This is a genomic window from uncultured Streptomyces sp. (genome assembly GCF_947488945.1).
Lineage (GTDB): Bacteria > Actinomycetota > Actinomycetes > Streptomycetales > Streptomycetaceae > Streptomyces.
Genome location: NZ_CANLBS010000027.1, coordinates 23,550 through 36,041 on the forward strand (window position 1 = coordinate 23,550; position 12,492 = coordinate 36,041).

At 72.3% G+C, this 12,492-nt stretch carries 10 protein-coding genes and 1 pseudogene; 2 read left to right on the forward strand and 9 right to left on the reverse strand.

The genetic code is table 11. The annotated features are described in order from the left end of the window. Positions 1 to 72 precede the first annotated feature (72 nt). From ruvX to Q0994_RS30050, 4 genes are read right to left on the reverse strand one after another with little or no spacing between them, the layout of a single operon-like run. On the reverse strand, positions 73 to 558 hold the full coding sequence (ruvX, locus tag Q0994_RS30035) for a Holliday junction resolvase RuvX (protein WP_299540971.1): 486 nt from the start codon (positions 556 to 558) through the stop codon (positions 73 to 75). Continuing rightward, complete coding sequence (gene alaS / locus Q0994_RS30040) at positions 555 to 3,224, reverse strand: alanine--tRNA ligase (RefSeq protein ID WP_299540974.1); 2,670 nt, start codon at positions 3,222 to 3,224, stop codon at positions 555 to 557. Before alaS ends, ruvX begins: the two co-directional genes overlap by 4 nt. Next, positions 3,224 to 3,571, reverse strand: coding sequence for a DUF6167 family protein (locus Q0994_RS30045; protein WP_299540977.1), 348 nt, complete (start codon positions 3,569 to 3,571; stop codon positions 3,224 to 3,226). The genes alaS and Q0994_RS30045 overlap by 1 nt, the downstream gene beginning before the upstream one ends. Positions 3,572 to 3,577: 6 nt before the next feature. Then, the gene (locus Q0994_RS30050; RefSeq protein ID WP_299540980.1) at positions 3,578 to 4,027 is read right to left on the reverse strand and encodes a DUF948 domain-containing protein; all 450 of its coding nucleotides are present in this window, start codon (positions 4,025 to 4,027) and stop codon (positions 3,578 to 3,580) included. 218 nt (positions 4,028 to 4,245) lie between these two features. On the opposite strand from Q0994_RS30050, the pseudogene Q0994_RS30055 reads away from it, so the two are divergent. Continuing rightward, positions 4,246 to 6,460, forward strand: a pseudogene (locus tag Q0994_RS30055) (AAA family ATPase). Between the two features lie 14 nt (positions 6,461 to 6,474). On the opposite strand, the gene rpsD reads toward Q0994_RS30055, so the two are convergent. Next, positions 6,475 to 7,089, reverse strand: coding sequence for a 30S ribosomal protein S4 (rpsD, locus tag Q0994_RS30060; RefSeq protein ID WP_018524225.1), 615 nt, complete (start codon positions 7,087 to 7,089; stop codon positions 6,475 to 6,477). Between the two features lie 188 nt (positions 7,090 to 7,277). On the opposite strand from rpsD, the gene Q0994_RS30065 reads away from it, so the two are divergent. Next, positions 7,278 to 7,979, forward strand: a complete 702-nt coding sequence (locus Q0994_RS30065; protein ID WP_299540982.1) for a DUF2470 domain-containing protein — start codon at positions 7,278 to 7,280, stop codon at positions 7,977 to 7,979. 25 nt (positions 7,980 to 8,004) lie between these two features. On the opposite strand, the gene Q0994_RS30070 is transcribed toward Q0994_RS30065, so the two are convergent. From Q0994_RS30070 to Q0994_RS30085, 4 genes are all read right to left on the reverse strand, one after another. Continuing rightward, on the reverse strand, positions 8,005 to 9,375 hold the full coding sequence (locus Q0994_RS30070) for a replication-associated recombination protein A (RefSeq protein ID WP_299540984.1): 1,371 nt from the start codon (positions 9,373 to 9,375) through the stop codon (positions 8,005 to 8,007). 93 nt (positions 9,376 to 9,468) lie between these two features. Then, positions 9,469 to 10,104 (reverse strand): vitamin K epoxide reductase family protein, encoded by a 636-nt coding sequence (locus Q0994_RS30075; RefSeq protein ID WP_299540986.1) that lies wholly within the window; start codon positions 10,102 to 10,104, stop codon positions 9,469 to 9,471. Positions 10,105 to 10,433: 329 nt separating this feature from the next. Next, on the reverse strand, positions 10,434 to 11,696 hold the full coding sequence (gene hisS, locus Q0994_RS30080; protein WP_299540988.1) for a histidine--tRNA ligase: 1,263 nt from the start codon (positions 11,694 to 11,696) through the stop codon (positions 10,434 to 10,436). A gap of 15 nt (positions 11,697 to 11,711) precedes the next feature. After that, entirely contained in the window at positions 11,712 to 12,398 is a 687-nt protein-coding gene (locus Q0994_RS30085) for an MBL fold metallo-hydrolase (RefSeq protein ID WP_299540990.1), read from the reverse strand. Between the last annotated feature and the right edge of the window lie 94 nt (positions 12,399 to 12,492).

Here is a 12,492-nt window from a genome sequence, read left to right on the forward strand (position 1 = left end):
GTCCGTCTCTTCGCTTCGCCGTGCGGATTGTTCGAACACCACCGCATCGCGCGGAACGTTACCGTATCGCGATCAGACAACCACTTCGACGCCCTCGCCGGGGGGGTTGCCCGACGCCCGTTCGGACTCCAGCGCGTTCTGCAGGATGATGACCGCCGCCGCCTGATCGATGACGGAACGGCCCTTCTTGCTGTTGACGCCGGAGGCGCGCAGTCCCTGGCCCGCGGTGACCGTCGTCATCCGCTCGTCGACCAGCCGCACCGGTACGGGCGCGATCCCCCGGGCCAGCACCTGGGCGAAGGCCCGGACCTTGACCGCGGCCGGCCCTTCGCCGCCCCCCAGGGAGCGGGGCAGGCCGACGACGACCTCGATGGGCTCGTACTCCTCGACGATCAGGCCCAGCCGCCGGTGGGCGGCCGGGACGTCGCGTCCCGGCACGGTCTCCACCGGCGTGGCCAGGATCCCGTCGGGGTCGCACGAGGCGACCCCGATGCGGGCGTCCCCGACGTCGATCGCGAGCCTGCGGCCGCGGCGCATCGGTCGTGCTCCCTCGGTCATGCGGTCTCGGTGACGAGGCGCTCGACCGCGGCCACGGCGTCGCCGATGGCCTCGGGGTTCTGGCCGCCGCCCTGGGCGACGTCCGGCTTGCCGCCGCCACCGCCGCCGAGGGTCTTGGCCGCGGCGCGGACCAGGTCGCCGGCCTTGAGACCGCGCTCACGGGCGGCCTCGTTGGTGGCGATGACGGTGAGCGGGCGTCCGTTGGCGGTGGTGAAGAGGGCCACCACGGCCGGCCGGCCGCCCTGGATGCGGCCCCGCACGTCGAGCACCAGCTTGCGCAGGTCGTCGGCGGAGGTGCCGTCGGGGACCTGACCGGTGACCAGGGCGACGCCCCGGACGTCCTTGGCCGACTCGACGAGCCCGGCGGCGGCCTGGAGGACCTTCTCCCCGCGGAACTTCTCGATCTCCTTCTCGGCGTCCTTCAGCTTGCCGAGCATGGCCGAGATCTTCTCCGGAAGCTCCTCGGGACGGCCCTTGACCAGCTCCTGGAGCTGGGCGACGACCGTGTGCTCCTTGGCCAGGAAGTTGTACGCGTCGACGCCGACCAGGGCCTCGATGCGGCGCACGCCGGAGCCGATGGAGGACTCGCCGAGCAGCTTCACCAGGCCGAGCTGCGCGGTGTTGTGGACGTGGGTGCCGCCGCACAGCTCTTTGGAGAAGTCGCCGATGGTGACGACCCGGACGCGCTCGCCGTACTTCTCGCCGAACTCGGCGATGGCGCCCTGCTTCTTGGCGTCGTCGATCGACATGACCTCGGCCTGCACGTCGAGTTCGCGGGCCAGCACCTCGTTGATCTTCTGCTCGACGTCGGTGAGGACCGTGCCGGGGACGGCGGCGGGCGAGCCGAAGTCGAAGCGGAAGCGGCCGGGCGAGTTCTCCGAGCCGGCCTGGGCGGCCGTCGGGCCGAGCGCGTCGCGCAGCGCCTGGTGGGTCAGGTGGGTGGCGCTGTGGGCACGGGCGATGGCACGCCGGCGGGTGGTATCGATGGAGGCGAGCACCGGAGCGCCCACCACGACCTCGCCGACCTGCACGACGCCCTTGTGGACGTGCACGCCGGGCACCGGCTTCTGCACGTCGCGGACCTCGATCACGGCACCGGTGTCGGTGCGCAGCCGACCGGTGTCGGCGAGCTGGCCGCCGCCCTCGGCGTAGAACGGGGTCCGGTCGAGGACGACCTCGACCTCGTCGCCCTCGGTGGCGGCCGGCGAGGGGACGCCGTCCACCAGCAGACCGACGACGACGGACTCGTTGGAGGTGGCGGTGTAACCGGTGAACTCGGTGGCGCCGGCGGTGTCGGCGACCTCGCGGTAGGCGGACAGGTCGGCGTGGCCGGTCTTCTTGGCGCGGGCGTCGGCCTTGGCCTTGTCCCGCTGCTCCTGCATGAGGCGGCGGAAGCCGTCCTGGTCGACCGTGAGTCCCTGCTCGGCGGCCATCTCCAGGGTCAGGTCGATCGGGAAGCCCCAGGTGTCGTGGAGCAGGAACGCCTTGTCGCCGGCGATGACCTTGCCGCCGGCGGCCTTGGTCTCGGTGACCGCGGTCTCCAGGATGTTGGTGCCGCCCTTGAGTGCCTTGAGGAACGCGGCCTCCTCGGCGAGGGCGACCGTCTCGATCCGCTTGCGCTCGGTGATCAGCTCCGGGTACTGCCGGCCCATCGTCTCGATGACGGTGGTGACCAGCTCCTTGACGACGGAGCCGGTGGCGCCCATCAGGCGCATGTTGCGGATGGCGCGGCGCATGATGCGGCGCAGCACGTAGCCGCGGCCCTCGTTGCCGGGGGTGACGCCGTCGCCGATCAGCATGACGGAGGTGCGCATGTGGTCGGCGACCACACGCATGGAGACGTCGGTGTGGTGGGCGGCGCCGTAGCGGACGCCGGTCAGCTCGGTGGCGGTGTCCATGACGACGCGCAGGGTGTCGGTCTCGTACATGTTCTGCACGCCCTGCAGGATCATCGCGAGGCGTTCGAGGCCGAGGCCGGTGTCGATGTTCTGCGAGGGCAGGTCGCCCAGGATCGGGAAGTCGTCCTTGCCGTCGCCGGCGCCGCGCTCGTACTGCATGAAGACCAGGTTCCAGATCTCCACGTACCGCTCGTCGTTGACGGCCGGGCCGCCCTCGGCGCCGAACTCGGGGCCGCGGTCGTAGTTGATCTCGGAGCAGGGGCCGCAGGGTCCGGGGACGCCCATGGACCAGAAGTTGTCCTTCTTGCCGAGGCGCTGGATGCGCTCGGCGGGCACGCCGATCTTCTCGCGCCAGATCGTCTCGGCCTCGTCGTCGTCGAGGTAGACGGTGATCCAGAGCTTCTCCGGCTCCAGGCCGAAGCCGCCGTCCGCCACGGGGTGGGTGAGCAGCTCCCAGGCGTAACGGATGGCTCCTTCCTTGAAGTAGTCGCCGAACGAGAAGTTGCCGCACATCTGGAAGAACGTGCCGTGCCGGGTGGTCTTGCCGACCTCTTCGATGTCGGGCGTGCGCACGCACTTCTGCACGCTGGTCACGCGCGGGGCGGGCGGCTTGACCTCACCGAGGAAGTACGGCTTGAAGGGCACCATGCCCGCGGGGACCAGCAGCAGAGTCGGGTCGTCCGCGATGAGCGACGCCGAAGGGACGACGGTGTGACCGCGCTCCTCGAAGAAGCTCAGCCAGCGGCGGCGAATTTCGGCCGACTCCATCAGTGGTCCTCATTCCGGTTGTGCGGGTGTGGGTGGTGCGAGGGGGAGGGGAGCGTGCGGGGGGCGGGCCCGCCCGCCTCGACGGCCCGGACGCGCCGTGCGGGGAGCACGGCGTCGACCGGTGCGTCCAGTCCGAGCGCGTCGCCCAGTTCGGCTTCGCGGCGGGCCATGCCGTCGCGGACGTCCAGGGCGAAGTCCTTGAGCCGGTGCCCGGTCTCGATCGCCTTGTCGGCGGCCTGCGCGGCGAGGCTCTCGGGACTGAGCTGCTTGATCTTGCGGTTGACCTTTGCGGTGGCGTACACCCCGGCGGCTGCGCCGGCGGTGAACCAGAACGTACGGCGGAACATCGCGGTTCAGTCCTTCTGTCGGCGGGAGCTCCGGCCGCTGCGCTTCCTGTCGCGTGCGGCCGGAACGGTGCGGCCGACGACCACCGTACGGCGGGCGGCTCCTCGGGCCCGCTCCGGCTCGGGGGCCGCCCGGCGGCCGAGGGCCTGCCGGACTCCGTAGCCGAAGGCCGCGACCTTCACGAGCGGGCCGCCGAACGTCGAGGCGACGGTGGTGGAGAGCGCCGAGGCGTTGGAGGTGACCTCCTGGACGTCCGAGGCGATCGCGTCCACCTTGTCGAGCTGCGTCTGCGCGGAGCGGACGGTCGCCGAGGCGTCCGCGAGCAGCGGAACGGCCTGTTCGGTCACGTCCGCCACGAGCTTGGTGGTCGCCCTGAGCGTCTGGGCGAGCCTCACCAGCACCACGGCGAGGAACGAAACCAGGATCGCCCAGAAGACGGCCACCAGGATCCCGGCCACCTCTCCACCGGACACTGTGCACCGCTCTCTGCTTGTCGCTTCGCCCCCGCGGGGGCTTGTCTCCGCTCGGTCCGCCGATCGCCGCCGTGCGGCGAAACGTCGTCCTGCGAGCCTATCGCGCCGGGCGTCGCGCCCCGAACCGCTTTACCCGCGCGCGAGGACGGGACGCCGGGACGAGATTGTACGGAGTGGATTCGAGCCAGTACTCTGCGTGTCTCATGCGACGCCCTCCGCACCAGTCCCCCGGGGCCGACGGTCCGGTGCCCCCGCCCGGCCCCGCCCGCTCCCCCCTCCCCGCCGAGCTGAACCTGTTCGTGGGACGGGAGAGAGAACTCGCGGCGCTCCGCGCCCTGTTGGAAGAGTCCCGGCTGGTGACCGTCGCCGGGACGGCCGGTGTGGGCAAGTCCCGCTGCGCGCTGCGTGTGGCCGCCACGGTGGAGAAACGGTACTGCCACGGGGTGCGGGTGGCCGAGCTGTCCGCCGTCACCGATCCCGCCCTGCTGGAGCACGCGCTCGTCGGCGCGGTCGGCCTCACCGACCACACCACCCGGCCGCCGCGCGCCGCGCTCCTGGACCACCTCGCCGAACGCGAACTCCTGCTCGTGCTCGACGGGTACGAACAGCTCGTGGAGCCGTGCGCCGAGCTCGTCCAGGAACTGCTGCGGCGCGCCCCCGGACTGCGGGTGCTGGCGGCCGGCCGGCAGCCGCTGCGGCTGGACGGCGAGGTGGCCTTCGCGCTGCCGCCCATGGCGGACGACGAGGCGCTCGCCCTGTTCACCGAGCGGGGGCGGGCGGTGCGGCCCGGTTTCGCGCCGGACGGCTCGGAGCGGGAGTCGGCGCGGGAGCTGTGCCGGCGGCTGGACGGGATTCCGCTGGCCCTGGAACTGGCGGCGGGCCGGCTGCGGGCGCTGTCCGTGGAGCAGGTGCTGCACCGGCTGGACGACCGGTTCCGGCTGCTGACCGGCGGGAGCCGGAGCGCGCCGCCCCGCCATCGGACACTGCGGACCGCGATCGGCTGGAGCCACGAGCTGTGCGCGCCCGAGCAGCGGTTGCTGTGGGCCCGGCTGTCGGTGTTCGCGGGCCAGTTCGACCTGGAGGCGGCGGAGTACATCTGCGGCGGCGACGGACTGCCGGCCGACTCGGTGCTGGACGTGCTGGACGCGCTGATCGCCCAGTCCGTGGTGGTCCGGGAGGACTCCCCCGCCGGTCCGCGCTACCGGCTGCTGGACACGGTCCGCGAGTACGGCGCCGAGTGGCTGGCGGCGGCCGGCGACACCGGCCGGCTGCGCCGCAGGCACCGCGACTGGTTCCTGGGACTGGCCACCTGGTGCGAGCTGGACTGGTTCGGGCCGCGCCAGGACGAGGTCGCGGCCCGGGTGGAGAGCGAACTGCCCAACCTCCGCCGGGCGATGGAGTGCTCGATGGAGTCCCCCGACGAGGTGCACCTCGCGCAGTACCTCGCCGGGACGCTCTGGTTCTACTGGGTCGGGTGCGGGCGGCTCGCGGAGGGCCGGCACTGGCTGATCCACGTGCTGGAGGAGGACTCCCCGGCGGACCCCTCGCGGCTGAAGGCGCTGTGGGTGCTCGGCTACGTCGCGGTGCTCCAGGGCGACCCGGCGGCGGCGGTCTCCGCGCTCCAGGAGTGCCGGGAGGAGGCGGAGCGGGCCGAGGACGCCTCGGCGGCCGCCTACGCGGTGCACCGCACCGGCTGCCTCGCGCTGGTGACCGACGACCTGGGCCGGGCCGAGGGGCTGCTGCGGGACGCGCTCGCCCGCTACCGGGAGGTCGGCGAGCTGAACAGCAACGTGCTGCTGGCGCAGGTGGAGCTGGCGATGGCGGTGGCGTTCCAGGGTGATCTGGAGGGGGCGGCGGAGATCTGCCGCGAGGCCCGGGAGATCTCCGAGGACCACGGCGAGCGATGGGCGCGGACGTACGCGCTGTACGTACTGGCCTACGCCGAGCTGCGGCAGGGCCGCACGGCGCGGGCACGGCAGATGCTGCGGGACGCGCTCGCCACCGGCTTCGCCTTCCGCGACCTGCTGGCCACGGTGCTGTCGCTGGAGCTGCTGGCGCTGGTCGCCGTGCTGGAGGGCGAACCGGCCGAGTCGGCGGTGCTCCAGGGCGCGGCCGACGGGGTGTGGCCCTCGGTGGGCATGCCGCGGTTCGGTTCGACCCACTACGGCCTGCCCCGCGTGGAGGGCGAGGAGCTGGCCCGCGCCGCGCTGGGCGACGCCCGGTACGCGGTGGCGGCGCGGACCGGCTCCCTGCTGCCGCTGGAGACGGCGGTGGCGCGGGCGCTGGCGGGCGGCGCGCCGGCGGGCGACGAGGGGGCCGCGGGGGCCGGCGCCGGGGCGGTGGTACCGAGGTCCGTGGGAACGCGAAGGCCCGCCGCCTCCCGGTTCGACCGGGAGGGGCGGGCCTGAGCTGCGGTGAGCGCTACGCCTGGATCAGCGGGCGTAGTACTCGACGACCAGCTGCTCGTCGCAGATGACCGGGATTTCCTTGCGGTTCGGGTCCCGGTCCAGGCGGAAGGCCAGGGCCTTCAGGTTCACCTGGAGGTAGCGCGGGGTCTCGCCGTCGGTGTCGTAGCCACCCTCACGGGCGACCTGGAACGGCACCTTGGAGCGGCTGCGCTCGCGGACCTGGACGACGTCGTCCGGACGGACACGGAACGACGGCTTGTCGACCTTGCCACCGTTGACCTCGATGTGGCCGTGCACGACCATCTGACGGGCCTGGTAGATGGTGCGGGCGATGCCCGAACGCAGGACCAGGGCGTCGAGGCGGCGCTCGAGCTCGACGACCAGCGCCTCGCCCGTCTTGCCTTCGGCCTTCTTGGCACGGTCGTAGGCGCGCGCCATCTGGCGCTCGCTGATGTCGTACTGCGCGCGGAGGCGCTGCTTCTCCAGCAGACGGACCTTGTAGTCCGAGTTCTGCTTGCGGCCGCGGCCGTGCTCGCCCGGCGGGTACGGACGAGCCTCGAAGTACTTGACAGCCTTCGGCGTCAGGGCGATGCCGAGGGCACGCGACTTCTTGACCTTGGGACGCGACTGGTTAGGCACGTTCTCCAGACCTCCGTTGTAGGTTAGGTTAGGCTTACCTTACTCAAGGAGATCGCATGTCTCGCCCTGGGAACACCAGTCACATCACGGACACAGCAGACAGCGGCAGCATCTCTGAGGATGCTGCTACGACGGAAGGCCGATCTGATCGTGGTCAGCCGCGTCCCAGCGGGCTTGAAACCACTCGGATGCCGTCAGCAGCCGAGCGCACACGAACTCTCGTACAGAGTACCTGCTCCGCGGTACTGGTCGTGACCGGCCTCGATCTGGCCCATCCGGACCACCTCGTCCCCGACTCCCGCGGCGTCGGTCCCGACGGCGACCTCTTCCTCACCTTCCCGGTGGAGTCCCCCGCCGTACGGGCCGCGAGCCTCGCCCGGAACGACGAGCTGCCGGCCGTGCTGGAGCTCTCGGACGTGGCCCCCGTCGCGGTCCCGCACCGGATCCGCGGCCGGGCCCGGGTGAGCGGCTGGCTCTCCTGCGTACCCGGACTCGCCGGCCCCGGCCGGATGGCACTGCGCCTGGAGTTCGGCGAGGCGTACGTCGACGACCTCTGGGGCGCCGAGGAGGTCGGGGCGGAGGCGTTCCGGGACGCGCGCCCCGATCCGCTCGCCGCGCACGAGACGGAGCTGCTCCAGCACCTGCACGCCGCGCACGGCGAACAACTGCGGACGCTGTGCGCGCTGCTCGGCGAGCGCTCCGCCGTCGCGGGCGGCCCCGGCGGTCCGGACGTCGTGCCGGTCGCCCTCGACCGCTTCGGGCTGCGGGCCCGTTTCCTGGAGGGCCGGGGCGCCTGCTTCGACGCGCGCTTCGACTTTCCCGAACCGGTGCGCGACACGGGCGAGCTGCAGCGCGCGATGTACCGGCTGTTCGAGGCGGCGGCCCACTGAGACCCGCCGGCGGCGCGCGCTCCCCTCAGGACCGGCCCGTGTCGCCCTCGGGCGTGCGGCCCAGCCGCTCGCGGACCCGGTCCACCACGTCCGCGTACCGCGCCTCGGCGCCGTACCGGGTCGGCGTGTAGTACTGACGGCCGCGGACCGCGTCGGGGGCGTACTCCTGGGCGGCGATGCCACCGGGGACGTCGTGCGGGTAGACGTACCCCTGGGCGTGGCCCAGCTTCGCCGCGCCCTGGTAGTGGCCGTCGCGCAGATGGGCGGGGACCGGGCCGGCCAGGCCCTTGCGGACGTCCTCCCGGGCGGCGGAGATGGCGAGGGTGGCCGCGTTGGACTTCGGCGCGAGCGCCAGCGCGATGGTGGCGTGGCTCAGGGTCAGCGCCGCCTCCGGGAAGCCGATCATGGCCACGGCCTGGGCGGCGGCGACCGCGGTCGGCAGCGCGTGCGGATCGGCGAGGCCGATGTCCTCGCTGGCGGAGATCATCAGCCGCCGCGCGATGAAGCGCGGGTCCTCGCCGGCCTCGATCATCCGGGCCAGATAGTGCAGGGCCGCGTCGACGTCGGAGCCGCGGATGGACTTGATCAGCGCGCTCGCCACGTCGTAGTGCTGGTCGCCGTCCCGGTCGTACTTCACGGCGGCCCGGTCCACGGTCGCCTCGACCGTCTCCAGGGTGATCTCCGCCTCGTGCGTGGAGAGCGCCGCACCGGCCGCGGCCTCCAGGGCGGTCAGCGCCCGGCGCGCGTCGCCGCCCGCGATGCGCAGCAGGTGGGCCTCGGCGTCCCCGGCCAGGGTCACCGCCCCGCCGAGCCCCCGCTCGTCGGTGACGGCGCGCCGCAGCAGCGCGCGCAGGTCCTCGTCGGTGAGCGGTTCCAGGGTGAGCAGCAGCGAGCGCGAGAGCAGCGGCGAGATGATCGAGAAGTACGGGTTCTCCGTGGTGGCGGCGATGAGCGTCACCCAGCGGTTCTCCACGGCGGGCAGCAGCGAGTCCTGCTGGGCCTTGGAGAAGCGGTGGATCTCGTCCAGGAAGAGGACGGTCTCCTTGCCGAAGCCCCCGGTGGCGCGGCGCGCGCTCTCGATGACCGCGCGGACCTCCTTGACGCCCGCGGTGATCGCGGAGAGCTCCACGAAGCGCTTGTTGGTCGCCTTGCTGACCACGTAGGCGAGGGTGGTCTTGCCGGTGCCGGGCGGGCCCCACAGGATCACCGAGGACGGGCCCGCCGGGCCGCCGCTCTCCCCCACCAGCCGGCGCAGCGGCGAGCCCGGTTTGAGCAGGTGCTGCTGGCCGACGACCTCGTCCAGGACTCGGGGACGCATCCGGACAGCGAGGGGGCTGCTGGACGGGTCCTTCTCCTGGCGGTCTTCGGCTGCGGCGGTGAAAAGGTCGGGCTCCACGTCCCAAAGCCTATGCCCCGCCACCGACAACGCGGACGGGGCGGCCGGGCGCGGGGCTCCGGCGAGGAGTGGCGGACGCCCGGCGTGCGGGGATCAGCTGGTCCAGAAGTCCCACCAGCGGGTCAGGATCAGCATGCCGATGACACCGATCCAGAGCACCGGCGGCACCCAGTGGAACTCGGTGAGCCCGTTGCGCAGCCAGGCGGGGGCGGGCAGGATCCGGTGCTTGATGTTGTGGATCGTGACGTAGCAGAACATCGTGATGGTGGCGACCCAGGCCAGGCAGCACCAGAGGCAGAGCGAGTTGATGTTGTAGAGCGACTGGTACTGGAGCCAGGTGCAGAAGCCGACGCCGAAGAGGGTGCCCGCGTTGAGGCCGAGCCAGTACCAGTCGCGGAAGCGCGCGCCGGCCAGCAGCGCCATGCCGATGCCGACGACCACGGCGTAGGTGACGAGTCCGAGCATCGGGTTGGGGAAGCCGAAGGCCGCCGCCTGCTCGCTCTTCATGACGTTGCCGCAGGCGACGACGGGGTTGAGGCTGCATCCCGGGGTGAAGCTCGGGTCTTCCAGCAGCTTGAACTTGTCGATGGTGATGACCCAGGAGGCGAGCAGCCCCGCCGCACCGGTGATCACCAGCAGCAGGGCGAACGCGCGGCCGGCGCCCGTGAGGCGCTTTCCGCCGTCCTCCGTCCGGTCCGGGCGGGACCGGTCTACCGTTGCAGTCGTCATATCTCGTTCCGTCACTGGATCGTCGGCCGGGGCACCGTCATTGTGCCGCACCGAGGGCCGGATCATCCGTTCGATGGACATAAGAACGTGCGGGAAACGCGGGGGTGCGGCGGCGGTGACATGGGCTCTCCCCGGTGGACCACCGCGCAGCCCGCGGGGGCGTTCCGCCCGATTCCGCCCGCACGGATGAACGACGCGTTTCCGGGTTGACGACCTGCGCCCGCCGGACGGGCTCCGGCGCCGCGCGCGGCCCCTCGGAACACGCCTACGGGCCGGGGCGTGGGCCCCGGCCCGTAGGCGTGTTCCGTCCGCGCGGCGGCGGCCCCGCCTCAGACCAGGCGGGCGCGGATCGCCTCGACGACGCCGTCCAGCGGCACCGCCGTCTGCTCGCCGGACTCCATCTCCTTGAGCTGCACCACGCCCTCGGCGAGGTCGCGCTCGCCGGCGACGACGGTGAGGCGCGCACCGGAGCGGTTGGCGCTCTTCATCGCACCCTTCAGCCCCCGGCCGCCGAACGCGAAGTCGGCCGCCACGCCGGACCGGCGCAACTCGGTGACCACGCCGAACAGCACTCGCCGGGCCTCCTCGCCGAGCGGCACCGCGTAGACGCTGGTGGGGGCGGGGATGTCCAGCTCGACGCCCTCGGCCTCCAGCGCGAGCACCGTGCGGTCCACGCCGAGCGCCCAGCCGACGGACGGCAGCGCGGGGCCGCCGATCATCTCGGAGAGCCCGTCGTACCGCCCGCCGCCGCCGACCGCGGACTGCGAGCCGAGCCCGTCGTGGACGAACTCGAAGGTGGTGCGGGTGTAGTAGTCCAGCCCGCGCACCAGCTTCTCGTCGTCCTCGAACGCGACGCCGGCCGCGGTCAGCAGGGCGCGGACCTCCTCGTGGTACGCCTTGCAGGCGTCGCAGAGGTGGTCGCGCAGCATCGGGGCGCCGGCCAGCTGCTTCTGCACCTCGGCGCGCTTGTCGTCGAGGACCCGCAGCGGGTTGATCGCGCTGCGGCGGCGGGTCTCCTCGTCCAGGTCGAGCCCGGCCAGGAAGCCCTGCAGCGCCTCGCGGTAGACCGGGCGGCACTCCTTGTCGCCCAGCGAGTTCAGCAGGACGCGGAACTGCGCAAGCCCCAGCGACCGGTACGCCTGGTCGGCCAGGATGATCAGCTCGGCGTCCAGCACCGGGTCCTCGGCGCCGATCGCCTCCGCGCCGACCTGCGAGAAGTGGCGGTAACGGCCCTTCTGCGGACGCTCGTAGCGGTAGTACGAGCCGGAGTACCAGAGCTTGACCGGGAGGTTGCCCAGCTTGTGCAGGTTGGCCTCCAGCGCCGCGCGCAGCACCGAGGCGGTGCCCTCGGGGCGCAGCGCCAGTTCGGAGCCGCCCTTGGTGGTGAGGGTGTACATCTCCTTGGTGACGATGTCGGTGGACTCGCCCACCCCGCGGGCGAAGAGGTTCACGTCCTCGAAGCCGGGGGTCTCGATGTAGCCGTAGCCCGAGGCGCGCAGCGGCGCGGAGATGGCCTCACGGACCGCCAGGAACTTCGCGGAGTCCGGCGGGATGAGGTCGTAGGTGCCCTTGGGGGCCTGGAAGGTGCTCACAGAAAGGTCTCTCGTCTACATTCCTCGGCGGGGCGCGGCCATCCCGTGCAGATACGGGTTGGCGACGCGCTCACGGCCGATGGTCGTCTGGGGGCCGTGGCCGGACAGCACCACGGTCGAGTCGTCGAGCGGCAGGCACACGCGGGCCAGCGACTCCAGCAACTCGGTGTGGTCGCCGCCGGGCAGGTCGGTGCGTCCGACGGAGCCGGCGAAGAGCAGGTCGCCCGAGAACAGGACCGGCGGCACGTCACCGGACCCGGGCATCCCGAAGGTCACCGACCCCTTCGTATGGCCGGGCGCGTGCGAGACGCCGAACTCCATTCCGGCCAGCTCCAGCAGCGCGCCGTCGGCGAGCTCCTTGACGTCGTCCGGCTCCCCCACCGTCAGCTCGCCCATCAACGGCATCCCGATGGAGCGGCCGAGCGCCTTCTCCGGGTCGCTCATCATGTAGCGGTCGCGGGGGTGGATCCACGCGGGGACGTCGTGGGCGCCGCAGACCGGGACGACGGAGGCGACGTGGTCGATGTGCCCGTGGGTGAGCACGACGGCGACGGGCTTGAGGCGGTGCTTGCGCAGTGCGTCCTCGACTCCCTGTGCGGCCTGGTGGCCGGGGTCGATGATCACGCACTCCTCACCGGCGGCGGGGGCGACCAGGTAGCAGTTGGTCCCCCAGGCCCCGGCGGGGAACCCGGCAATGAGCACGTTCGTCCTTAAAGTCGTCCGTCGGAATCCGGCCGCGGCAGCCGATGCGGCAGACGAGAGCCTACCGGCGCTCCTCATTCCACAGCTAACCCAT

What these genes read in the sequence shown, in the direction of transcription:
- ruvX (WP_299540971.1), bottom strand. Translation starts at nt 558, where the DNA reads ATGACCGAGGGAGCACGACCGATGCGCCGCGGCCGCAGGCTCGCGATC.
- alaS (WP_299540974.1), bottom strand. Translation starts at nt 3,224, where the DNA reads ATGGAGTCGGCCGAAATTCGCCGCCGCTGGCTGAGCTTCTTCGAGGAG.
- Q0994_RS30045 (WP_299540977.1), bottom strand. Translation starts at nt 3,571, where the DNA reads ATGTTCCGCCGTACGTTCTGGTTCACCGCCGGCGCAGCCGCCGGGGTG.
- Q0994_RS30065 (WP_299540982.1), top strand. Translation starts at nt 7,278, where the DNA reads ATGCCGTCAGCAGCCGAGCGCACACGAACTCTCGTACAGAGTACCTGC.
- Q0994_RS30075 (WP_299540986.1), bottom strand. Translation starts at nt 10,104, where the DNA reads ATGACGACTGCAACGGTAGACCGGTCCCGCCCGGACCGGACGGAGGAC.